A 23570-nucleotide genomic window follows, 5' to 3' on the forward strand; every position below is an offset into this window, starting at 1 on the left:
TGCTTCCTCTACTCACGTCTGCTCACGTCACGGCGTGGGAAATGGGTGGCGGCCTCAGGCCGGGACGGCGGTGGTGGGCAGCACGCCGGGTCGGCAGTCCAGGACGTCGACCGGCCGGCCCATCGCGACGACGATCTTCCGGTCGCCACGGAACGGGTCGCGGCCGTGCGCACAGAGCACGTTGTCCACCAGCATCACGTCGCCGACCTGCCAGGTCTCGCGGACGGTCGCGGCCTCGTACGCGGCGTTGAGCGCGTCCACGTCCTCCCGCGGGAGCGGTTCGCCGTCGCCGAAACCGGTGTTGAACGGCAGGCCGTCCGCGCCGAACTCGTCGACCATGGCCTCCCGGATGTCCGGGTCGAGCGACCACTCGTTCCAGAAGGCCAGGTGGTTGAACCAGACCTCCTCGTCGGTGTGCGGGTGGTGGACGGTGGCCGGGCGCAACTGGCTGGTGCGCAGGTTGCCGTCCGGCAGCCACTCCCAGGAGATGCCGTTCTCGCGGCAGTACTGCTCGACGTCGGCGCGGTCCTCGGTGCCGAAGGCGGTCCGCCAGCCGAGCGAGACGTAGTCGGAGTAGGTGCGGGTGAGCGTCCAGCCGGAGGAGCGCCCGCGCTCCGCCAGGTGCGCGGGCAGCCCGGCGAGGACCTTGCGGACGTCGGCCGTCGGGGTGGCGCCGCCCTCCTCCGGGGCCGTCAGGCAGGCGAAGAGCAGCCGGCCGGGGAAGGTCAGGGTGTAGCTGTTCTCGTTGTGCATCCGGATCGACTGCGCGGGCGGCAGGTCCGTCGACGAGAAGACGCCGTCGCCGAAGTCGCTGCGCGGGGTGGCCTTCTCCCGGTACGGGGTCGGCTCGGGGATCAGCACGTCGCGGACGGCGGCGACGTCCGCGGCGGTGGCCACCGGCAGCCCGCGCAGGAAGATCGTGCCGTGCTCGTGCAGGGCGGCGGTCAGCTCGGCCTCGTGGTCCCGCAGCCAGGCGCAGGCTCCGGCGAGGTCGGCGGCGGCCGGGACGCGGGTGAGGGCCGGACGGCCGGGGTTCAGCTCCCAGGTCGGCATGGCGGCGCTCACCGGGTGCCGAGGGCGGCCACCAGGCCGGCCGGGCGGATGTCGGTCCAGTTGGCCTCGATCCAGTCCAGGCAGTCCTGGCGGGTGGCCTCGCCGTGGACGGTGGTCCAACCGGCCGGCACGTCGATCCAGACCGGCCAGAGCGAGTGCTGGTTCTCGTCGTTGACCAGCACCAGGTAGCCGGCGTTGTCGTCCTCGAACGGGTTGCTCACGGTGGTCTCCTCGAAGGGGGTGTGGCCTGGGGTGTGGTTCGAAGGTATCGGCGCCGTACGGGCCCGGGCGGCACAAGGCCCGGCAGGTGAGCGGCAGTTAGCCACCTGCCGGGCGGGGGCCCGGGACCGGGGTCCGGTCGGTGCGGGAGGAGGGTCGTGGGCGGGGTCGTGGCGGGGTCGTCGGCCGGGTTCGGGAGCGGCAGCGGGGTCGTGCGTGGGGGCCGGGGCGGGGGGCCGGGGCGGGGGCCGGTCAGCGCGGGGTGAGGCGGACCGGGAGGTGGTCCAGCCCGAAGTTGATGATCGACCGGTTGTACTGGACCGGCCCCGCCGGCTCGATCGCCGCGGCCTTCTCCAGCGCCGCCGAGAACAGCGCGCCCAGCTCGGCCTTGGCCAGCGGCGCACCGATGCAGTAGTGGGCCCCCAGGCCCAGCGCGAGGTGTTTGTTGGGCGAACGGTCCAGCCGGACCTCCTCGGGCCGGTCGAAGGTCTCCGGGTCCCGGTTCGCGGACCAGACCCAGACCGCCACCCGGTCGCCGCGCCGGATCTGCCGCCCGGCCAGCTCGATGTCCCGGGTCGCGGTGCGCAGCGTGTGCAGGCCGACCGAGGTCCACCGCAGCAGCTCGTCCACGGCCGAGTCCATCGACACCTCGCCCTGCTGCAACCGCCGCCACAGGTCGGGCCGCTGGACCAGGGTGTGCAGGCCCATCGCCGCGGTGTGCCGGACCGTCTGGACGCCGCCGACCACGATGTTGTCCAGGTTGAGCACCACGTCCTCGATCGGCATCAGCCGCCCGCCGACCTTGTAGGTGGCCATCATGGAGATCAGGTCGTCCCGCGGGTCGGTGCGGCGCAGCATCACCTGGTGCATCAGGTACGGGATCAACTGCTGGTGCCCGGCGCGGCGTTCCTCCGGCGTGCTGCCGAGGAAGGCCACGTCGCAGACCCGGACCATCATGTCGCGGTCCTGCTCGGGGACGTCCAGCAGATCGCACATCACGGCGAGCGGCAGCGCCGAGACCACGTCGACGAGGTCGGCCTCGCCCTGCTCCACGGCCCGGTCGAAGAGCTCCCCGGCCCGCTCGGCGATCGACCGGGAAGCCCCGCGCACCCCGCCCTTGGAGAAGAACGGGTTCGCCGGAGCCCGCAGTTCACGGTGCCGGGGCGGGTCCGTGAGGGCCATCATCCGGCCGGAGCCGACCGGCACCTTGCCCTCGCCCGAACCCAGCAGCGAGCCGGACTCCGAGCTGAACACGGCCGCGTTGCGCAGCACGTCCGCCGACTCGCGGTAGGTCATCACCGACCAGACCGGCCCGTCGTCCATGGTGTCGGTGCGGTGGACGGGCGCCTCGCGGCGCAGCTCGTCGACCAGGGCCGGGGTGTCGGGGCGGGCCCAGAGGGCCGGGTCGGTGAGGTCGACGGCGGTGGTGGTCACCATTGCTGCTCCCTGGTGTCGTGCGCGGGGACGGAGGTCTGGCGGCCCGCCAGGAGGGTGGTCAGGAGGCCGACCGGACCGGGGCGGTCGACGGTGGCCAGGAGGTGCCCGCCGGGGACGACGTGGTGGCCGAAGTCGCCGCGGGTGTGCGCGGCCCAGCCGGTGAGGTCGGTGGCGCCGAGCATCGGGTCGTCGGCGCCGGCCACCGCGTACAGCGCGGAGCCGATCGGCGCGTGCGGGCGGTACCGGTAGGTGGCGCTGACCGCGAGGTCGGTGCGGATGCCGGCGAGTGCCAGGTCGACGAGTTCGGGCTCGGCCCGGACGACCTCCTCCAGGCCGGTGAGCCGCAGCAGCTCGGACGCGTCGAGGTCCCGGGACTCCCGCTCGGTCCACGCGGCGGGGCTGGGCGCGGCGGCGGCCACCACCAGCTCGGGGCGGCGGTCGGCGGGCAGCGCGCGGGCGGCCTCGTAGGCGAGCAGGGCGCCGAAGCTCTGCCCGTAGAAGCCGAACCGGCCACCGTCCAGGTGCGGGGCGATCGCCCCGGTCACGGCCGCCACCAGGGCGTCGAAGTCGGGCGGCATCGGGTGCCGGCTGCGCCCGCCGCGGGCCGGCGGGCGCAGCGCCCAGACCTCCGCGGCCGGGGCGAGCGCCCGGGCCAGCGGGGTGTAGGCGGTGGCGTCGCCGCCGGCGTGCGGGAAGCAGAACAGCCGGAACGGGCGGTGGGGCTGGGGCGCGGGGACGAGGAGCCAGTCGCCCTCGATCCGCGGGCGGGCGGTCGGCCGGACGGCGGTGCTCATCGGACGGCCTCCCGGCGGGCGGTGAGCGCGGGGCGCGGGGCGGCCGGGCCCGCCTCGGTGGCGCGGCGGACGGCGGCGGTGAACCCGGCGAGGTCGTCGGCGTCCAGCAGGTGCCGGAGCTGGAGCTCGACGTCGAGCTTGCGGCGCAGCAGGTGGACGACGCGCAGGGCGGCGAGCGAGTGGCCGCCGAGCGAGAGGAAGTCGTCGGTGGGCTCGACGGAGGGGACGCCGAGCACGGTGCGCCAGACCTCGGCGACCAGCTCGTCCACTCCCCCGGGCCCGTCGGCCGCGGCGCTCCCGGCGGTGTCCGCCGACGGCGCGGGCAGGGCGCGGTGGTCGACCTTGCCGTTGGGGGTGAGCGGCAGCGCGGCCAGCACGGTCACGGTGGCCGGCACCAGGTGGGCGGGCACGGTGCGGCGCAGTTCGGCGAGCAGCTCGGCGGGGCGGGCCCCGCCCGTGACGTAGCCGGCCAGCCGGACGTCCCCGGGGGCGGCCTCGTACACGGTGGCCGCGGCCGCCGTGACCCCGTCCAGGGCGGCCAGGGCGTGCTCGACCTCGCCCAGCTCGACCCGGAAGCCGCGCAGCTTGACCTGCCGGTCGACCCGGCCGACGTACTCCAGCAGCCCTTCGGCGCTGCGCCGGGCCTGGTCGCCGGTCCGGTACATCCGGGCGCCCGGCTCCGTCGTGAACGGGTCGGCGACGAACCGGCCCGCCGTCAGGCCGGGGTGGCCCGGGTAGCCGTGTGCCACGCCCGGCCCGGCCAGGTACAGCTCGCCGACGGCGCCGGCGTCGGTGACCGGGGCGAGCCGGTCGTCCAGCAGGTAGGTGCGGACGCCGGGCAGCGGCTCTCCCAGGTGCGGGCCGGGGCCGGTGATCCAGGTGGTGACCGCCTCGACGGTGCACTCGGTGGGCCCGTACAGGTTGAGCGCCTCGATGCCGCCGTCGGCCAGCTCGCGCCAGGTGCGCCCGGGCACCGGCTCGCCGCCCATGAACAGGCGCGGCACCCGGGCGCCTGCCAGCGGCTCGCGGAGCAGCTGCCAGTGCGAGGGGGTCAGGTCGAGGTCGGTGACGCCGTACTCGGCGAGGAGCGCGGCGAGCCGGAGCGGGTCGGCGCGCCGGGCGTCGTCGATCACCACCAGGGTGTCGCCGCGGCAGAGCCGGGTCCACTGGGGGACGGAGGCGTCGAAGGAAACGCTGGCGTTCCAGCCGACCACGGCCGGCTCGGGGCGGTGGGCGCCGCGCTGCGCCAGGGCGTCGGCGAGGTTGGCGACGCCGCCGTGGGTCACCTCGACCCCCTTGGGGCGGCCGGTGGAGCCGGAGGTGTAGATGACGTAGGCGGAGTCGGCCGGGTGCGGGGTGAAGTCGGCGAACGGCGCGTCGCCCTCCGGTCCGTCGGCGGACGGCGCTTCGGTGTCGGGGCGGAGCACCGGGACGCCGGCCGGGACCGGCGGAGCGGTGTCGGTACTGACCACGGCGGCGAGGCGGGCGTCGGCGGCCATGAAGGAGATCCGCTCGGCCGGGTAGGCCGGGTCCAGTGGGACGTACGCGGCGCCGGCCCGCCAGGTGGCGAGCAGCGCGACCGGCAGGTCGGCGGTCCGGGCGAGGTGGATGCCGACCCGGTCGCCGCGCCGGACGCCGTGTGCCCGGAGGGCGCGGGCCAGGGCGGCGGTGCGGCGGTCCAGGGCGGCGAAGTCGAGGCTGCCGTCGACGCCGTGCACGGCGGGCCGGCCGGGGTGGGCGGCGACCGCGGCGCGCAGCCGGATCAGCAGGTCGACGGCGGCGGCGGGGGCGGCAGCGGGAGCGGAGGCAGCGGCGGGGGCGGGCTCGGTGGGGGCGGCCGGCTCGGCGAAGGTGGTCATGCGGGGGCACTCCTCGGTCAGGTCGGGCAGATCACGTCGGGTGGGGCGCGCAGGCGGGCGCGCGGGAGCGGCGGCAGCGCGCGGCGAAGGCGGGTAGGCGGGGCGGGCGTCAGACGGGCGGGGCCAGCCGGGCCAGGGCCGCCGCGTAGGCGTCGATGAACTCCTCCGCGGTGGCGTCGTCGACCAGCGCGCGCTGGTGGTCCACGGCGAGCAGGACGCGGTCCGAGACCGGGTCCTGGATCAGCGAGGCGCCGAACGCGAAGCTGTTGGGCTCGTGCCGCAGGGTGGGTTCCGAGCCGATCCGGCCGTCCTCGATCCGGGCCGGGCCGAGCCGTCCCAGGGCGTGGAACCGCAGGTAGCCGAACTGGCTGTCGAGCGCGGTGTCGGCCATCATGCGGGCCAGCCGGGCGAACGGCACCCGGCGGTGCGGCATCATGTCCAGCTCCTCCCGGTGCACGTGGCGGACCAGCTCGGCCAGGTCCTCCCCCGGTTCGGCGACCAGCGGCACCGTGTTGAGGAAGAGCCCGTACACCTCGGTGCCGCCGAGCCGCTCCAGGCGGCCGTTCATCGCCAGCCCGGTGGTGACCCGTTCCCGGCCGGTGATCCGGGCGAGGGCGTGCAGGTGGGCGGCGAGGGCGACCGACTTGACCGGGACGCCGAGCGCGTCGGCGGCCCGCCTCAGCTGGCCGGGAGCGTCCGGGAGGACCCGTTCAACGGTGCGCGGCAGCTCGTGGACGTCCTCGCTGCCGGGCCAGAGCTGGCCGGTGGCGCCGTCGAGCCGCTCGTGCCAGTACGCCAGGGACTCCCGGTCACCGGCCGCCGCGCGTTCGACGGCGACGAAGTCGCGGAAGGCGGTGCGGGGCGGCGGGGTGGGCGCGGAGACCGGGTCGGCGGCCAGCGCGGCGTGCCGTTCGAGGAGTTCGGCGAGCAGGGAGGTGAAGCTCCAGCCGTCGAGGATCGCGTGGTGTTCGGAGATCGTGAGCTGGAAGGCGTCGTCCGCCAGCCGCTGCACCGTGATCCGGAAGAGCGGCGGGGTTGCGAGGTCGAACGGCCGCTCGCGGTGGTCGTCGAAGACGGACCGGACCGCCGCGTCCTGCTCCTCCCCGGTCGCACCGCGCAGGTCCGTGAAGGAGACGGGGGCGGGCAGGATCCCGTGCACGAGCTGGAGCGGTTCGCCGTAGCCGGAGATGTCGAGCCCGGTCCTGAGCACGGCGTGCCGGGCCATCGCCTCGTTGACGGAGCGGCGGAAGGCGGTCTCGTCGAGGTCGCCGCCGATCCGGTAGGAGTTGACGTTGTGGTAGCTGTCGGTGCCGCCGGCGACCTCCATGTGGAAGATCATCGAGAGCTGCATGGAGACCATCGGGTAGGCGTCGACCACGTCGGACGGCAGGTCGGCCCGGTCCTCCTCGGTGATGAGCGCGAACGGCCGGTCCGCGCCGGGGTCGGCCGCCGCCGGGCGGGCCAGCGGCAGCAGGGCGGCGACGGTGGGGGCGTTGAAGACGTCGCGCAGGCCGACCTGCCAGCCCCGGTCGTGCAGGGCGCCGGCCAGCTGGACGGCCCGGATCGAGTCGCCGCCGAGGTGGAAGAAGTCGTCGTGCACGCCGATCCCGGGGACACCGAGCACCTCCGTCCAGACGCCGGCGAACAGCTCCTCCTCCGGGGTGCGCGGTTCGACGTGCCGCCCGGCCGCGACGGGCGAGGGGCGGCCCGGGGCGGGCAGCGCGGCCCGGTCGACCTTGCCGTTGACGGTGAGCGGCAGCGCGTCCAGCAGGGTGACGCTCGCCGGGATCATGTACGCGGGCAGCGACCGGCCGAGGAACCCGCGCAGGTCGCCCGGTTCGCGCCCGGTGACGTACGCGGCGAGGCGGTCGTCGTGCACGGTGACCACGCAGGCGTCGACGTCGGGGTGGGCGGCGACGGCGTTCTCGATCTCGCCGAGCTCGATCCGGAAGCCGCGCAGCTTGACCTGGAAGTCCGCCCGGCCGACGTACTCCAGTCCGCCGTCCGCCAGGCGCCTCGCCACGTCGCCGGTCCGGTAGAGCCGGGCGCCGGGCGGGCCGTACGGGTCGGCGACGAAGCGGCCCGCGGTGAGGCCGGGCCGGCCCCAGTAGCCGTGGGCGAGGCTGCCGCCGCCGATGTACAGCTCGCCGGGGACGCCGGCCGGGCACGGGCGCAGCCAGTCGTCCAGCACGAGCGCGGTGAGGTGCGGCATGGGCTCGCCGATCAGGCTCCGCCCGAAGCCCGCGCCGCCGTCGGCGACGTCGTGGGTGGTGACGTGGACGGTGGTCTCGGTGATGCCGTAGAGGTTGCAGAGCCGGGCGGGCGGCAGCGGGTCGAGGTCGTGCCAGCGCTGAACGACGCCGGGGTCGAGGGCCTCGCCGCCGAGCATGATCCAGCGCAGCGCGGGCAGGGCGCGGGGGTGGCGGCGCAGGGCCGGTTCGAGCTGGCGGAGCGCCGACGGGGTGAGGCAGAGGTGGGTGACCCGCTCCTCGTCGAGGAGTCCGGCGAACTCGTCGGGCGAGCGGCTGGTCAGGTAGGGGACAATGACCAGGCGGGCGCCGTGCAGGAGCGCGCCCCACAGCTCCCAGACCGTCCAGTCGAAGGCGTAGCTGTGGAAGAGGGTCCAGACGGAGTCCGGGCCGAAGCCGAAGTGCGGCCGGCCGGAGGCCAGGAGGCGGCTGACGTGCTCGTGGGCGACGGCCACGCCCTTGGGGCGGCCGGTGGAGCCGGAGGTGAAGATGAGGTAGGCGAGGTCCCCGGGGCGGCCGACCGCCGGGGGGCGGCTCGCCGGGTGGGCGGCGATCTCACCGGCGCCTGCGGTGAGGTCGAGGGTCTGCCAGGGGCCGGTGGGGGCGCGGTCGGGCCGGTCCGTGACGACCGCGGTGACGGCGGTGTCGCCGAAGACCAGGGCGGCCCGGTCGGCGGGGGCGGCGAGGTCGACCGGCACGTAGGCGGCGCCGGTCTTGAGGACGGCGAGGATCGCGACGGGGACGGCGGCGGTGCGCTCCAGCAGCAGGCCCACCCGGTCGCCGGGGCGCACCCCGCGGGCGATCAGGGTGTGGGCCAACCGGTTGGCGCGGCGGTCGAGTTCGGCGTACCCGAGGGTGCCGTCCGGGCCCCTGACGGCGGGCCGGTCGCCGTACGCGTCGGCGGCCTGTTCGAAGAGGTGGTGCAGGCAGTGGCCCCGGTCGAGCACGGCCGGGCGGTGCGACGGCCCGGCGGAGGTGAGCCGGCGCACGGTGGCGTCCGGGTCGGTGAGCGCGGCGTCCAGCAGCTCGGCGTAGTCGGCGGCGAGGCGGCGCACGGTCGCCGGGTCGAAGAGGTCGCTGCTGTACTCGGCCTCGCCGCGCAGCTCGCCGCCGGCGCCCGGGCCGCCCGGCGCGGCCGGGTCCTGCGCGGCCGGGTCCTGCTCCGCGCCGCCCCGGGATCCGGAGGTGTCCTCGAAGACGGACCAGGTGAGGTCGAACTTGCTGGTGCCGTTGGAGCGGACGGTGCGTTCGGCGGTGGCGGCGCCGAGGACGAGCGGTGTGCGGTCCTCGCCGTGGGCGCCGAACACCACCTGGACCAGCGGCGGGTGCTGCGGGCTGCGGTCGGTACCGAGCAGGTCGACCAGCCGGTCGAACGGCACGTCGAGGTAGCCGTAGGCGTCGAAGGCGCCGTCCTGGACGTCGGCCAGCAGGCCGCGGAACGTCGCACCGGGGGCGAGCCGGATCCGCAACGGCAGCAGGTTGACGAAGTACCCCAGCAGGTCGGCGAGTTCGGGCCGGTTGCGGGTGGTGACGGGGGTGCCGACGAGCAGGTCGTCGGCGCCGGTCCAGCGGCCGATCAGCAGGGCGAAGGCGGCCAGTTGGACGGTGAACGGCGTCACGCCCTCCTGCTCGGCGAGCGCCCGGACCCGGGCCGCGCTCCCCGCCGGCAGCTCGAACGGCTCGGTGCGCCCGCGCCGGCTCCGCTCGGCCGGCCGGGGCCGGTCGGCGGGGAGCTCCAGCAGGGTGGGGGCACCGTCGAGGCGGTCCTTCCAGTAGGCGAGGTGCTCCTCGTAGGGGGTGTCCTGCTCCTCCAGCGCGTAGTCGGCGTACTGGGTGGCGAGCTCGGGCAGCGCGGCTGCCCGCCGCTCACCCGACGCGCCGTACAGCTCGACGAGTTCACGTTCGAAGACGTCGGCGGACCAGCCGTCCCAGACGATGTGGTGGACGACGAACAGGAGCGTGGTGCGGTCGTCGGCGAGCCGGATCGCCTCGGCGCGCAGCAGCGGGCCGGCGGCCAGGTCGAAGGGTTCGGCGGCCCGGTCGGTGACCAACCGGGCGGCGCGGTCGGCCCGTTCACCCTCGGGGAGCCCGCGCAGGTCGGTGACGGCGAGCGGGACGGCCAGGGTGCGGTGGACGTGCTGGCGGGGGCCGTCGGGGTGCAGCGCGAAGGTGGTGCGCAGCGCCTCGTGCCGGGCCGACACCCCGTCCAGCGCCCGCCGCAGCAGCGCGAGGTCGAGCAGGCCGGTGACGTCGTACGTCCAGGGGGTGGTGTAGGTGGCGGCCTGCGGGTTCCAGCGGTCGAGGAACCAGAGGCCGCGCTGCAGACCGGACGCGGGCGCGGTGCGGACCACGCCGTCGGGCAGGATCTCCGGGGCGGCACCGGCGGGGCGGGCGGCGGCGCCGGGAGGGGCGGCCGGCGCGGCGGCCGGCGGGGCGTCGGACGGGCTCACGGCCTCGTTCCCTTCGGTGGGGAGGGCGGTGGGGAGGGCGGTCGGGCGGGTCGTCGTCACGAGGCCAGCCGTTCGGCGATGGCACCCACGGTCCGGCCGCGGAACACCACGTGCGGCGGCACCCTGGTCCCGGTGTCCTGCGACAGCCTCATGGCGACCCGGACCGCGGCCAGCGAGTTGCCGCCGATCCGGAAGAAGTTGGCGTCCGGCCCGAGGTCGTCGGCGAGCTCCAGGACGGCCCGGACGGCGTCCGCGACGAGCCGCTGGTCCGGGGTGAGCGGGTCGGCCGGGGCGTCCGCGAGGCGCGCGGCGGGGGCCGGCAGGGCGCGCCGGTCGACCTTGCCGTTGGGGTTGAGCGGCAGGGCGTCGAGGACGTCCAGGGTGGCGGGCACCATGTGCTCGGGGAGCAGCGCCGCCAGGTGGTCGAGCAGCGCGTCCGGGTCGGGCGCGGTGCTGCCCGCGGTGACGTAGGCGGCGAGCCGCCGGTCGCCCGGCGCGGGTTCGTGGACGGTGACGGCGGCCTCGTGGACGGCCGGATGGCGGGTGAGGGCGTCCTCGATCTCGCCGGGTTCGACGCGGAAGCCGCGGATCTTCACCTGGTCGTCGATCCGGCCGGTGATCTCCAGCAGGCCGTCCGCGTTCACCAGGCCGAGGTCCCCGGTGCGGTAGAGCCGCTCGCCGGGCGCCCCGAACGGGGAGGCGACGAAGCGTTCGGCGGTCAGCCCGGGCCGGCCGACGTACCCGTGGGCCAGGCCGCCGCCCGCCGCGTACAGCTCGCCGGTGGTGCCGGGCGGGACGGGGTTCAGCCGGTCGTCGAGGACGTGGACGGCCTTGCCGTGCAGCGGGCGGCCGATCGGGACGGAGGTGCCGGCGGCGTCGGCGGCGGTGGCGCGGTGGCAGGTGGTCAGGCCGAGGCTCTCGACCGGGCCGTAGCCGTTGGCCACGACGAGGTGCGGGTACTGCTCCAGGGCCTTGCCGACGTGCGTGACGGAGGCCCGCTCGCCGGCCGTGAAGGCCACCTTGAGGTCGTCGTAGGTCTCCGGCATCTCCTCCAGCAGGAAGTTGAACAGGCTGGCGGAGAGCTGGAGCTGGGTGACGCCGTGGCGGCGGGTCAGCTCCGCGATCGCCTGCGGGTCGGGCCGCCGGCCCGGCTGGAGGACGCAGGCGCCGCCGAACGCCAGCGCGCCGTACAGCTCCAGGGCGAAGGCGTCCCAGGAGACCGGGGAGCACTGGAGCCAGACCTCGCCGGGGCCGAACCGGGCGTAGTCCTGGCCCAGGTAGGTGGTGGTGAGGGCGCGGTGCGGGACGGCGACACCCTTGGGGCGGCCGGTGGAGCCGGAGGTGAACATCACGCAGGCGAGGTCGGCGCCGGTGACCGGCAGGCCCGGGTCGTGGCCGGGGCGGGCCGCGACGGCGGCGGCCTCGGCGTCGAGGTCGAGGTGACGGGCGACGGGGAACGGCGGCTGGGCGTGCCGGTGGGTGACCAGCAGGGCGGCGGCGCTGTCGGCGACCGCGCCGGCCAGCCGCTCGGCCGGGAAGTCCGGGTCGAGCAGGGTGTAGGCGGCGCCGGCCTTGAGCACGGCGAGCAGGGCGGTCACCAGGTCCGGTCCGCGTTCGACCAGGACGGCGACGGTGTCGCCGCGGCCGATCCCCTGCGCGGTCAGGTGGTGGGCCAGGCGGTTCGCCCGGGTGTTCAACTCGCCGTACCCGAGGAGCTGTTCGCCGGAGATCAGGGCCGTGGAGCGCGGGTCCCGGGCGGCCCGGGCCTCGAACAGGGCGTGCACGGGCGCCTCGACGGCGGCGGCCAGGGTGCCGAGCCAGGCGTCGCAGAGCTCCGCCATGGTCGCTTCGTCGAACAGGTCGGAGTCGTACTCGAAGCGGCCGGTGAAGTCGGTGCCCCGGTCGTCGACGGAGATCGACAGGTCGAAGCGGGAGACCGGGTTGGAGTGGAGTTCGCGGGTGACCTCGGTGCCGCCGATCACCAGCGGCCGGGAGTCCAGCGGGTGCAGCTCCAGCAGCACCTGGCAGAGCGGGTTGCGGTCCTCGGTGCGGTCGTCCGGCCGGTCCTCCAGGACGGCGCCGGCGATGTCGTCGAACGGCGTCTCCTGGTGGCGGTAGCCGGCGATCGCCACCTCGCGGACGTGCCGGACCAGTTCGCGGAAGTCCCCTGCCTCGTCGAGCCGCACGCGCAGCGGCAGCAGGTTGACGAAGTAGCCGATCAGGGCGTCGAGTTCGGCCCGGCCGCGGAGACTCACCGGGGATCCGAGCACCAGGTCGCGCTGCCCGGTGCGCCGGTGCAGGGTGAGCGCCAGACCGGCGAGCAGCACCATGAACGGCGTGGCGTCCTCGCTGCGGGCCAGGGCCCGGACTGCCTCGGCGACCGGCCGCGGCATGGCGAACCGGTGGAAGGCGCCGCGGAACGCCTGCACCTCCGGCCGGGGGCGGTCGGCGGGCAGCACGGGCTCGGTCGGCGAGTCCCGCAGGTGCTCGCGCCAGTAGTCGCGGCGGCTGCCGGCGGTGGCGTCCTCGTACTGCCAGGCGCTGTAGTCGGCGTACTGCACCGGCAGTTCGGGAAGGACGGCGGGGCGGCCGGCCGCCAGGGCCTCGTAGAGTTCGGCGAGTTCGGACTCCAGGACGGGCAGCGAGCCCTCGTCCCAGACGATGTGGTGGCAGAGCAGCAGCAGGGTGGACGCGGCGCCGGACCGGTAGAGGTGGGCGCGGACCAGCGGCCCGGTCTCCAGGTCGAACGGGACCAGCGCGGCCCCGGCGAGCAGCTCGCCCACCTGCTCGGGACCGGCGTCCACGACGGTGAACGGCAGTTCCACCGACGGGTGGACCACCTGCCGGGGGCCGTCCTCGCCGAACGTGAAGGTGGTCCGCAGGGCCTCGTGGCGGTCCACCACGCCGGCGAGCGCCCGCCGGAGCAGCTCCGGGTCGACCGGGCCGGCGAAGCGGAACACCCACGGCACGACGTAGGTCGGCGCGCCCGGGTTCCACTGGTCGAGGAACCAGAGGCCGCGCTGGAACTTGGAGAGCGGCGCCTCGCAGGCCCCCGCCCGGGACAGGACCGGGCGCCCGCCGCCCGCCGAGGCGGTGACGGCGGCGGCGAACTCCGCGAGGGTCGGCGCGTCGAAGATGGTGTACGGCGAGATCATGCCGAAGACGTCGAAGACCCGGCCGACCACCCGCACGGCGGTGAGCGAATCCCCGCCCAGGTGGAAGAAGTTGTCGTCGGCGCCGACCTCGGGCACCCCGAGCACGTCCGCCCAGACGGCGGCGATCAGCTGCTCGGCCGGGGTGCGCGGCGGGCGCCGGCCGGCGGCCGGGGCGGCGGGCGCGGTCTGCGGCTCGGGCAGCGCCGCCCGGTCCACCTTGCCGCCGGCGGTCAGCGGGAACGCCTCCAGCGGGGTGACGGTGGCCGGGACCATGTGCTCGGGCAACCGCTCGGCCAGGAAGGCCCGCACCTCGGCGTAGTCGGGGGCGGTCCCGGTGGTGTAGGCGGCCAGCCGGCCCTCGTACGCCACCACGACGGCTCCCGCGACGCCCGGGTGGGTGGCCAGCACCTGCTCGATCTCGCCCGGTTCGACGCGGAAGCCGCGGATCTTCACCTGGTGGTCGGCGCGGCCGACGAACTCCAGCGGCGCCTCCGCCCCGGTGCCGTCCGTCGCCCCGGTGCCGTCCGCCGGGCCGGTGCCGTCCGCCGGGCCGGGCTCCGCCGCCCGCCGGACGACGTCGCCGGTCCGGTACATCCGGGCGCCCGGCTCCGGCGCGAACGGGTCGGCGACGAACCGGCCCGCCGTCAGGCCGGCGCGGCCGTGGTAGCCGGAGGCCAGCAGCGGCCCGCCCAGGTACAGTTCGCCGGCCGCACCGGGCAGCACCGGCCGCAACCGGTCGTCCAGCACGTACGCCCGCCGGTCGCCGAGCGGGCCGCCGATCGGCACCACGTCGCCGACTCCGGCGGCCGGACCCGCCGACGCGTGGACGGTGGCCGTGATCACCGTCTCGGTCGGCCCGTAGGCGTTCAGCAGCGGCACGCCGGTGGCGGCCCACCAGCCGGCGGCGGTGTCCGGGTAGAGCCGGTCGCTGCCGGAGATCATCAGGCGCAGGGTGCGCGGCGCCCGGCCGCGCGCACGGAGGGCGGCCACCACGTCCTGGAAGTAGCCGGCGGCCAGGTTGGCCACGGTCACGCCCTCGTCGTCCAGCAGGTCGAGCAGCGCGGCGGGTGCCACCAGCTGCTGTTCGGGGACGACGACGCAGGCGCCGGCCGTGAGGGCGGCGAGCACCTGCTCCACCGCCACGTCCACGGTCGGGCGGGCGAAGTGCAGCACCACGTCGTCCGCCGTGAGGCCGAACCGTCCGACCGCGGCGGCCAGGTGGCCGGTCAGCGCGGCGAGCGGGACGTGCACGCCCTTGGGGCGGCCGGTGGTGCCGGAGGTGTAGACGAGGTACCCGGCGGTGGCCGACGCGTCCGCTCCCGGGACGCCCGTGCTGCCGGGCGAGCCGCCGGACGCCGCCGGGCCGAGGTCGACGAGCTCCCCGTCGGTGTAGGCCAGGGTGGCGCCGGCGTCCTCGCGGATCCAGCGGTTGCGTTCCTCGGGGGCGTCCCGGTCCAGCGGCAGGTAGGTGGCACCGGCCCGGAGCGCGGCGAGCAGGCCGACCACGTGGTCGAGCCGGTCCCGGCCGGTGACGGCCACCGTCCGGCCGGGGGCGATCCGGGCGGCGAGGGAGCCGCTCAGCTCGTCCAGTTCCCGGTAGCCGACCGTCCGGCCGCCGAGCCGTACGGCCGGCCGGTCCGGGGACCGGCGTGCGACGGACGTGAAGGGGAAACCGCGAGATTCCATCATCCAACCCCGATGAATTAGCGAGTGAATTTGCGACGCTGCCGGTAGTGGTACCGACCTTAGGACGGCTTTTCCGGGCCGATCGGCAGAATGCGCGGAAGTGCATCGGCAGTTTCAACTGCCGCTTCTGGCATGCCTGTTGAGAAACGAAGGCAGCCCGTCGACACGCACGGGGGCGCGTCGGCGGGCTGCCGGGAACTACCGCTCTCCTAACCTGCCGCGGACATTCCGGGGAATACCGCGGACCACACGTCGTCGCCGTCCAGCGCGGCCGGCGTGTACTTCCCGAGTGCGCTGATCAGCAACCGGAGTTCGAGGGCGAGGCAGTCCGCGAACCGGACCAGCCCGGCCTCCGGGTCCTCGGCGGTGGCGAGCAGCGCCGCCCGGCCCAGCCCCACCGCGCGGGCACCGAGCGCCAGGCTCCTGACCGCCCGGCCGCCCTCCCAGATCCGCCCGGACACCAGCAGGCAGGGCGGCGGCCCGGCCAGCGCCAGCCGGCGCAGGCACTCCGCCAGCGGCAGGCCGACCTGCGCGGGGAAGACCCCGGGCGCCCAGCCCGTCCCACCCTCGGCGCCGTCCACCGTGACGGCGTCGGCCCCCGCCCCGGCCGCCACCCGGGCCGCCTCGGCGACGTCCCGGCCGGGGTGCAGCTTCACCCAGACCCGGGCCCGGGGGAAGTTGTTGCGCATCAGCCGGACCTGCTGGCGCAGGATCTCCGCGGTGAAGGTGCCGGGCGTGCTGGACCTCAGCACCCGCCCGTCGCCGAACACCCGGTCCAGCCCGTACCGGTCACCGAGCCGTTCGGCCGCCCCGGCGTCCAGCACGGTCATCCCGCCCAGGCCCGGCTTCGCCCCCTGTCCGACCTTCAACTCGAAGGCCAGGCGCCCGGATTCGAGCAGCGGAAGGGCCGCCGGGTCGCTGTAGACGAGGTTCCACACCTCGGCGTCGGCGTCCTCGGTGGACTGCTGGACGGCGACGCCGCCGAGCCCGTCCGGCAGCTCTCCGGCGTAGGCGCGCAACCGGCCGAGCAACGCCCGGTCGGCCGCCTCGCCGAGCCGGCCGTAGCCGTTCACCGGGACGACGTTCTCCCCGATCACCATCGGCAGGCCCAGCGCCCCGGCCTGCCGGCTGAGCGCGAGGCCGAGGTCCCCGCCGGCCGCCCGGGTGGACCCGAGGGCGGACACGTAGACCGGCAGGGCGGAGGTGAACCCGCCGACGGGAGTGACGAGTTCGACGTCCCGGTAGTCGGGCTCACGCCCCAGGTCGATCAGCTTGGCCAACCGCTGCGGCATGAAGACGGGCGGGACGAGGCGCAGCGCGTCCAGCGGGTCCCGCGGATCCCGCCGCCCGTCGTCGCGCTCGGCGCCGAACAGGACCCGGCCGTACTCGCCGGGCGGGGGGAACGCCGCCGCCGCGCCCGAGCGGGCGCGCTGCCGGACCTCCTCCTCCGGGAAGCCGGGCGCGGAGAGGTCGCTCACGGGGACACCACCCCGGCGATCTTCGGGAAGGCGCTGGCCTGCCAGACCTCGTCCAGCCCGGCGACGTAGCGGGTCAGCCGCTCGACGCCGATGCCGAACCCGGCGCTGCCGGGCACGCCTTCGCGGACCAGGTCCAGGTACCAGCGGTACTTCTGCGGGTTCTCGCCGGTCTCCCGCATCCGGGTGACGATCTCCGCGTAGTCGTTGGTGCGCTGGCTGCCGCTGCACAGCTCGCCGTAGCCCTCGGCCGCGATCAGGTCGAAGTTCCGCAGCAGACCGGGGTCGTCCGGGCTCTCGCGGTCGTAGAAGCCGCGGGAGCCCTTCGGGTAGTCGGTGACGAAGAACGGCCGGTCGCGCCGGGAGGAGAGCAACGCCTCGCCGGCCCAGTCGAGTTCGGCGTCCGGGCTCTGCGGGTGGCCGAGCTCCTGGAGTTCGGCCACCGCCCCGGCGTGCCGCATCCGGCCGAACGAGCCCTTCAGCAGTTCCGTGAACGCGGCGGTGTCCCGGCCGAGTTCGGCGAAGTCCTTCGGCAGCTCGCGGACCGCGCTGCCCACCATGTGCACCACCAGCTCCTCGACGAGCCGGACGGCGTCGTCCCGGCTCGCGCCGGCCACCTCCACGTCCAACTGGTGGAACTCGGCCAGGTGGCGGCCGGTCCCGGCGGTCTCCAACGGCTCCAACCGGACGTTCGGCGCGATGCAGAAGATCTTGTCGAAGGCCAGCAGCGAGGCCTGCTTGTAGAGGATGGCGCTGGTCATCAGCTTGTAGCGGTGGCCGTAGAAGTCGATGTCGACCTGCTTCGAGCCGCGCGAGCCCGGGTCGGTGACCGGGCCGATGATCGGCGGGAGCAGCTCGGTGAAGCCCTGATCCCTCAGGAACTCGCGCGCGGCGGTCAGGAGTTGGTACTGGATCCGGAGCGCGCTGCGGGTGGCCGGGGAGGTCAGGTGCCGCCCGGGGTCGACCGGCCCGGAGGCCGCGGAGGGGGCGGGGGAGGAGGAGGTGGCGGAGGTGGATGGCCCGTGGTCGGTCATGGCGAGGTGAGTCCCAACTCTCGTCGTGCGGCGGGTGTGCGGGGCGTTTCGGGGGTCGTGCCGCCGGAGCGCGCGACGGCACCGGCGGCGGCGCGGGCGTCGTACGTCCGCTGGACGTGGGAGAGCGCGGTGAGCAGCTCGGCCGAGCCGAGGATCGGCGGACGCGGCCCGCCCGACAGACCGGCGATCGGCATCGATCCCACACCCGACCAGGACAGCCGGCCGTCCGGACCGAGCGAACTGCGGGCCCGGCCGGCGTTGTCGGGGTGCAGGCAGTACGGAACGTCCAGGTAGCCGGCGGCGAAGGCCCGGACCAGCGCGCGCCCGACATCGGTGTCCAGCTCCAGCACGGCGCCGATCAGCGCCCGCGCCTCCGCCTCGATCCCGGTGTCCCGGCCGGCGACCCGCACGGCGGTGCTCGACGGTGGGGCGGCCGGGCGCAGGCGGGCGCGCTCGTCGGCGGCGGCTGCGGCGGCCGTCTCCAGCGCGGTGACGTTCTCCCCGACCGTCGGGATCCGGTGCGCCTCGGCGGTGGTCTTGACGATCAGACGGGCCGCCCCGGTCCGCACCGCCAGCCGGGCCGCCTCCTCCAGCAGCAGCCGGGCACCGCCCGGCGAGCGCGGGAAGACGCCCATGTAGGCGTAGAGGACGATGTGCCGGTCGACGTCCGGCAGCAGCTCGTCGGCGAGCCGGCCGAGCACCGTGAGCGCCTCCTCGTCCTGCCGCAGGTCGGCCTGCTGGGCGTAGCTGAGCGAGATGCTGCGCAGCCCGTGCTGCCGGAAGAACAGCCCCTCCAGCACGCTCACCGCGATCAGCAGGCTCGGCGGGCAGAGCTGCCCCATCAGACAGCCGCCGAACGTCTCCAGATGCGGCTCGGCGCCGAACTCGCGGATCGAGGCGAGCAGTTCGCAGCTGCGCTGCCAACAGGCCACCGCCTCGTGCAGCGGCGTCCGACTGTAGGGCAGGCAGTACGAGACGGGGCCGCCCTCGGTGGCGTCCAGACCGACCGCCAGCAGGGCCCGCACGATGTGCTCCGGCATCGCCGAACCGTGCCGGACCTGCACCGGGAAGCCCGCGTCCACGACCCCGCGGAGCACCGCGCGGGTGACGTCCGCCGAGTGGGTGGCGATCGGGTAGCCGTTCAGGCCGACCCCCTCGGCGAGGGCGCGCCGGGCGGCGGCGAGGTCGCCGGTCCGCGTGTAGCTGTCCAGGGTGAGGGTGCCGACCGTGACGGCCGCCGCGTCCCGGGTGGCGAGCAGGCCGTCGCGCATCCGCAGCGGGTCGGCCATGCCCATCCGCGGCTGGACCACCAGGGCGCCGGCCGCCCGGGCCTGGGCCACGAAGGCGCCGAAGCCGGTCACAGCAGCACCCCGATCGACAGCGACCGGAGGTAGGACCGGAACTCCGCCACCGAGCCGCCCTCCTCGAAGACCCCGTCGAACCCGGCGGCCAGCAGAGCCTGTTGCCGGGTCGGGTCCCCCGAGCCGGCGATGCCGAGCTTGCCGCCGATCACGGTCGGCGTGCGGCCCAGCTCCGGGCAGGCCCGCAGGGCGCCGATCACCCGCATGCCGTCGTTGAACCCGTGCCCGTTGACGCTGCTCAGGACGATGAGGTCCGGTTCGGCGCGGCGGCACTCGGCGACCAGCAGCTCGTCCGGCACGCAGGCGCCCAGGTTGGTGACCCGGTGCCCGAGCTCCTCCAGCAGCAACTGGAGGAAGACCAGGTTCCAGGTGTGCGAGTCCGAGGCCATGGTCGTCACGACGACGTCCAGGCCGGCGGCCCGGGCCGTTCCGTGCTGCTTCAGCTGCTCCACGGTGCAAACCTTTGGTGTCGGTAGGTGGTGGGGAGTCCCGGCCGGCGGTCGCGGGTGTCCGGGGCGGTGCGCCTCCGGGGAGGGGCTCGGCCGGCTCGCCCCGGCGACGCCGGGCCGGACGGCCGACCGGGCCGACCGGCCGTGAACAGAACGCTAGGGAGCATCGGCCCTCCGGACCGGCAGCTCGCCCGGCAAGAGACGGGCAGTATCGCCCCGCGCCGCACGTCGCGTCCGGCGCCCGACGGCGTCCCACGGGCGGCGGCCGGTGGGCGCCGGCCGGTGGGCGCCGGCCGGTGGGCGGCGGCCGGTGGGCGGCGGCCGGTGGGCGGCGGCCTGCCGGAAGGCGGCGCGGCCCGACCGGTCAACCCGCCGTCGCCAGCACCGGGTACGCGGCGCCGAAGAGTCTGCGGCAGAGGTTCAGCACGGTGAACCGGACGCCCTCACGGGCTTGGACGCTCCGGATCAGCCCGCTCGCCAGCAGCTCGTGCACCGCCGCGAAGCACTCCTGCGGCGGCCGGCCGGTGAGCTGGACGGCGTCCTCCCCCGACCAGTCCCCCGGCTCCGCCGCCAGCCGCTCCAGGAGGTCCCGCTGGCCGAGCGTCAGCCGTTCCAGTGCCGCGCCCAGCGCCGCCCCGACGTCACCGCGCCCGCCGTACCCGGCGGGCGGCGGCGCCAGGTGGAACGGCCCGTCCGCCAGCCGTGCCACCAGCTGGCGCGGCGAGAGCACCGTCGACCAGCCGGCCGCCAGTTCCAGGGCGCCGGGCAGGCCGTCGAGCTGGCGGCAGAGCGCGGCCACCGCGGGCGCCTCGTCGCGCTCCAGCCGGTAGCCGGGGCGCAGCCGCCGCAGGTGCGAGAGGAGCAGCCGGACGGCGCCGACCTCGGCCAGCGCGACCGGGTCGTGGTCGAGTTCGGGCCCGGGGGTGGGCAGCGGGGCGAGCGGGATCACCTGGCCGCCCGGCAGCGGCTGCGGCACCCTGGCGGTGATCAGCACCCGCAGGCCGGGGCAGTGCTGGAACAGCTCGTCCAGCAGGACGGCGTCCACCCCGGCGTCGGCACCGTCCAGCACCAGCAGCGTGGGACGGTCGCCGATGGCCCCGGCGAGGTCGGCGCGGCGTTCGGTCCCGGCGGCCGGGAGCCGGGCGCAGTCGAGCCACCGCACCGACCAGTGGGCCGTGAGGTGCAGCCGGCGGGCGACCTCCAGGACCAGCCGGGTCTTGCCGACCCCGCCGAGACCGGCCACGGTGACCAGCCGGTCACCGTGCACGGCGAGGGCGTCGGCCAGCACCTCCACCTCCAGCTCGCGGCCGACGATCGCGCCGCGGGCGACCGGCGGTGCGGTCGGTTCCTCCCGGGGCTCCTCGGCGAGCGCCTGGCGGCGCGCGGCCGCCTCGAAGGCCGTCCGGTGGCGGCCCTCCAGCCGCAGCGCGTCGGCCAGCAGCCGGACCGTCTCCTGCCGGGGGCGCTGTACCCGGCCGCTCTCCATGTCCCGGATCGCCCGGACGCTCAGGGTCGCGTGGTCGGCGAGCACCTGCTGGGTCAGGCCGACCCGCTCGCGCCGGATCCTGAGGACCTCTCCGAAGCCCGCCGTCGACTGCAGCGACTGACCGCCGTCCATGCCTCGTCCGCCTTCCGTGGGGTGACCGACTACCGGGGACCGGCGGTCCGCACGGCCGCCGGGCACGCCGGGGGCGGCGCCGACCGGACCGGCCGTCGAACCGTGTTCCCCCCTGGCGCCGATGCTCCACGGCGCGGTTCTACGGCCGATCAACGGCCGATCACCGCATGTTCACAAGACGTCCGCATCGCCCACGAACCCTCCGGGGCCGGGTCCCCGGACCGTGGCGCGCCGCGCGGACCGACGCGACCGGCCCGGCCGGACCGCGGCGGGAGGCTGCGGCGGGCGCGGCCCGCCCGAACGCGCCCGTCCGAGACGGCGTCAGGTACCGCGGGGCGCGTGCCGCCGACGGCCGGACGGCGCCCGCCCGGTCACCGGGAGAGCGAGGCCAGGCTGAGCAGGAGGTGCGCGGACTCGGGGTGCTGGAAGTCCGAGTGCGCACCGGCCGGCGCCAGCCGGCGGCCCGCCCGGCTGCCCCGGTACACCTCACCGGCGTCGATGTTGACGATCGGGTGGTCGAGCGCCTGCCGCGGATAGGGCGTACTCGTCGCCCGCAGCCGCTCGGAGTACTGCGCGACCGGCGCCGACCCCGTCCCGGAGTGCCCGATCCCCGGCCGGCCCTCGGCCCGCAGGTGCCAGAAGCCGGTCGCCCGGTCCCAGCGCGAGTGGGTGAGCACCACCGGCCCGCGCAGGGGCGCCCCCGACCGGCCCGCTGCGGCGAAGAGGCGCGGGAACAGCCGGTCGAAGGCGTCCCGCGGCGCCGCCATCTGGAAGATCAGCGCGCTGTCCGCCGTGAACGGCCGCGCCGGATCGGCCTTCCCGCTCCAGCCCAGCACCTGCGGCCCGGCGGCGGGCCGCTCCGCCGCCCACTGGACGGCCTCGCAGAGGAACCGGCCGCCGAAGGAGTGCCCGACCAGGTGCAGGTACTGCCCCGACCGGTTGGCCAGGACCGCCGGATCGGCCGGGTTCCCCCGCCCCGCGTCCAGGTACCCGAGCAGGTGACCGATCACGTAGCCCGCCTGTCCCCGGCCGGGCCCGCTCATGGCGTGCGCGCGGTCGCGGATCCGCCGGTAGCCGCCGAGCGACGGCACGCTCGACGACGGCCAGCGCACCACCACGCACCACGGCCGGTACCCGCGCGCCAGTCCCGGGTACGCCTCCGGCGCCCGGCCGCGCAACCCGGCCGCCCGTTCGACCAGTCCGGCCGCGGTTCGGGTCGCCGCCGACCGGCCGGTGTTCCAGCCGTGCACGTACACGTAGATGTCGGTCGCCCGTGCGGGCACCCGCAGATACCGGGCCAGGTGCTCGGCGACCCGTGACTCGGGCACCGGCGTCCGCGTCCCGGGGACGAGCAGCCGGCCCCGCTCGTCGAGGTCCACCACGGCGGGGGCAGTCATGTCGTGAGCTCCAGGATGCTGTCGATGCCGCAGTGCAGGGAGTAGGTGAGCGCGAGCGGATTGCCGTAGTCGTCGACGAACCGCCGGGCCAGTTCCCGGGTGATCTCCCCCGCGGTGAACTCGCCGGTGAGGTACAGGTCGAGGAAGGCGAAGGCGTACTCGGCGGCGAACACCTGCGGGATCTCGATCTGCGGTCCGAGCACCCCCCTCGCCCCCAGTTCCACCAGGGCCCGGCCCAGGTGCTCCAGCTCGGCCGCCGCCGACTGCCCGGCGTGGCAGGCGTTGAGCAGCACGAACGGCCGGAACAGCGCCTCCGGTTCGTCGAGGTGCGCGCGCCGCTGACGGCGCACCAGGTCGGCGTCGATGTCCCGGGTGTCGGAGAGCCGGACGGCGAGCTGGGCGAACGGGGTGCCGTTGTCGACGAACTGGCCGTGGCACCAGAAGTACATCAGGTCCTCGTCCAGGACCGCACCGGCGAGCGCCTCCAGGAAGCGGGCCGACTCGGTGCGCACGGTCAGCTCGGTCCGCTCCTCCAGCAGCTTCCGGACCTCCGGCGCCCGGCCGACCGACTCCAGCGTGGCATCGGTGTTGAGGCTGGTCACCGCCCGGGCGCGGGTCGGGTGGGCGACCTGGATGCGCTGGTAGGACGAACCGGTCTGCTCGACCTGGTGCCGGTGGCCGAGGAAGTCCTTCCAGGGCTCGCCCGGGCCGCTGTCCACCGCCATCATGGGCCAGGGCAGGTGGAGGTCCGAGTCGAAGCTGACCCGCAGCGGCCCCTCCTCGGTGAGCGCGCCGACGAGGAACGCCCTGAACTCGGCGAGGTTCCGGTCCGGTCCCTCCAGCATCGTCTCCAGGAGGTAGCGGCCCTCCTCCGCGAGCTCCGTCATGCGGTTCTCGGCCAGCTTCACCTGGTCGGACAGGTCGACGGCCGACGCGAACGGGTACGCCAGGGGCATCCCGTCCTCGTCCGTCGTCTGGTAGTTGACCAACTGGTCCCGCCAGGCCGCCCGCAACCGGGCCGCCCTCTGCAGCAACCGGGTGGCCGGGACGTCCAGGAAGGCGTGATGGCCCCGGGTCAGCGGCGAGCGCTCGCCCGGCCGGTTGGCGGACATGTGCAGGAGGTCGGCGGTGCCGTGCCGCCGCAGCGACACCTCCAGGTCCAGCGGCTCCGGGCCGCGCTGACCCGGCCGGTACCCCGGATCGCCCCGGTCCGGCAGCAGCGGCTCCGGGCCGCGCGGACCCGGCCGGTACCCCGGGCCGCCCTGGCTCGGCAGCAACGTGAAGTCGGCAGAGGGGTTCTGCCGGATCTGGACGACGAGATCCCGGGGCACGGG

General features: G+C 75.7%; 14 protein-coding genes. All 14 read right to left on the reverse strand.

Annotation, left to right across the window (positions count from 1 at the left end):
- Positions 1-54 precede the first annotated feature (54 nt).
- On the reverse strand, positions 55-1053 hold the full coding sequence (locus PUR56_RS06335) for a TauD/TfdA family dioxygenase (protein WP_329948172.1): 999 nt from the start codon (positions 1051-1053) through the stop codon (positions 55-57).
- Positions 1054-1061: 8 nt separating this feature from the next.
- Positions 1062-1274 (reverse strand): MbtH family protein, encoded by a 213-nt coding sequence (locus PUR56_RS06340; protein ID WP_329880702.1) that lies wholly within the window; start codon positions 1272-1274, stop codon positions 1062-1064.
- A gap of 250 nt (positions 1275-1524) precedes the next feature.
- On the reverse strand, positions 1525-2709 hold the full coding sequence (locus PUR56_RS06345) for a cytochrome P450 (RefSeq protein WP_329880703.1): 1185 nt from the start codon (positions 2707-2709) through the stop codon (positions 1525-1527).
- Positions 2703-3503 carry a thioesterase II family protein gene (locus PUR56_RS06350; RefSeq protein WP_329948173.1) on the reverse strand — a complete coding sequence of 267 codons (801 nt, stop codon included), beginning with the start codon at positions 3501-3503 and terminating at the stop codon, positions 2703-2705. Before PUR56_RS06350 ends, PUR56_RS06345 begins: the two co-directional genes overlap by 7 nt.
- Positions 3500-5362 (reverse strand): non-ribosomal peptide synthetase, encoded by a 1863-nt coding sequence (locus tag PUR56_RS06355; RefSeq protein WP_329948174.1) that lies wholly within the window; start codon positions 5360-5362, stop codon positions 3500-3502. Before PUR56_RS06355 ends, PUR56_RS06350 begins: the two co-directional genes overlap by 4 nt.
- A gap of 109 nt (positions 5363-5471) precedes the next feature.
- Positions 5472-10061, reverse strand: a complete 4590-nt coding sequence (locus tag PUR56_RS06360; protein ID WP_329948175.1) for a non-ribosomal peptide synthetase — start codon at positions 10059-10061, stop codon at positions 5472-5474.
- Positions 10062-10117: 56 nt separating this feature from the next.
- Positions 10118-14902 (reverse strand): amino acid adenylation domain-containing protein, encoded by a 4785-nt coding sequence (locus PUR56_RS06365; protein WP_443034443.1) that lies wholly within the window; start codon positions 14900-14902, stop codon positions 10118-10120.
- Between the two features lie 209 nt (positions 14903-15111).
- Positions 15112-16380 (reverse strand): glutamate synthase-related protein, encoded by a 1269-nt coding sequence (locus PUR56_RS06370; RefSeq protein ID WP_329948177.1) that lies wholly within the window; start codon positions 16378-16380, stop codon positions 15112-15114.
- A complete protein-coding gene (locus tag PUR56_RS06375; protein ID WP_329948178.1) occupies positions 16377-17411 on the reverse strand; it encodes an asparagine synthetase A in 1035 nt (344 codons plus the stop codon). Before PUR56_RS06375 ends, PUR56_RS06370 begins: the two co-directional genes overlap by 4 nt.
- The gene (locus tag PUR56_RS06380) at positions 17408-18772 is read right to left on the reverse strand and encodes a methylaspartate mutase (protein WP_329880711.1); all 1365 of its coding nucleotides are present in this window, start codon (positions 18770-18772) and stop codon (positions 17408-17410) included. The genes PUR56_RS06375 and PUR56_RS06380 overlap by 4 nt, the downstream gene beginning before the upstream one ends.
- Positions 18769-19224: a cobalamin B12-binding domain-containing protein gene (locus PUR56_RS06385; protein WP_329880713.1), complete on the reverse strand. Its 456-nt coding sequence runs from the start codon at positions 19222-19224 to the stop codon at positions 18769-18771. The genes PUR56_RS06380 and PUR56_RS06385 overlap by 4 nt, the downstream gene beginning before the upstream one ends.
- Positions 19225-19585: 361 nt before the next feature.
- A complete protein-coding gene (locus PUR56_RS06390; protein WP_329880715.1) occupies positions 19586-20839 on the reverse strand; it encodes a helix-turn-helix domain-containing protein in 1254 nt (417 codons plus the stop codon).
- Positions 20840-21210: 371 nt separating this feature from the next.
- Positions 21211-22236 carry a hypothetical protein gene (locus PUR56_RS06395; protein ID WP_329880716.1) on the reverse strand — a complete coding sequence of 342 codons (1026 nt, stop codon included), beginning with the start codon at positions 22234-22236 and terminating at the stop codon, positions 21211-21213.
- Positions 22233-23567 carry a CHAT domain-containing protein gene (locus PUR56_RS06400; RefSeq protein ID WP_329948179.1) on the reverse strand — a complete coding sequence of 445 codons (1335 nt, stop codon included), beginning with the start codon at positions 23565-23567 and terminating at the stop codon, positions 22233-22235. Before PUR56_RS06400 ends, PUR56_RS06395 begins: the two co-directional genes overlap by 4 nt.
- Positions 23568-23570 lie beyond the last annotated feature (3 nt).

The sequence above is a fragment of the Streptomyces sp. BE303 genome, from assembly GCF_036290945.1.
In the GTDB taxonomy this organism is placed as follows: domain Bacteria; phylum Actinomycetota; class Actinomycetes; order Streptomycetales; family Streptomycetaceae; genus Kitasatospora.

Bases quoted from the DNA above. Each gene is read 5' to 3' on its own strand.
- PUR56_RS06335 (WP_329948172.1), bottom strand. From the start codon at position 1,053: ATGCCGACCTGGGAGCTGAACCCCGGCCGTCCGGCCCTCACCCGCGTC.
- PUR56_RS06345 (WP_329880703.1), bottom strand. From the start codon at position 2,709: ATGGTGACCACCACCGCCGTCGACCTCACCGACCCGGCCCTCTGGGCC.
- PUR56_RS06350 (WP_329948173.1), bottom strand. From the start codon at position 3,503: ATGAGCACCGCCGTCCGGCCGACCGCCCGCCCGCGGATCGAGGGCGAC.
- PUR56_RS06355 (WP_329948174.1), bottom strand. From the start codon at position 5,362: ATGACCACCTTCGCCGAGCCGGCCGCCCCCACCGAGCCCGCCCCCGCC.
- PUR56_RS06365 (WP_443034443.1), bottom strand. From the start codon at position 14,902: ATGGAATCTCGCGGTTTCCCCTTCACGTCCGTCGCACGCCGGTCCCCG.
- PUR56_RS06375 (WP_329948178.1), bottom strand. From the start codon at position 17,411: ATGACCGACCACGGGCCATCCACCTCCGCCACCTCCTCCTCCCCCGCC.
- PUR56_RS06390 (WP_329880715.1), bottom strand. From the start codon at position 20,839: ATGGACGGCGGTCAGTCGCTGCAGTCGACGGCGGGCTTCGGAGAGGTC.
- PUR56_RS06395 (WP_329880716.1), bottom strand. From the start codon at position 22,236: ATGACTGCCCCCGCCGTGGTGGACCTCGACGAGCGGGGCCGGCTGCTC.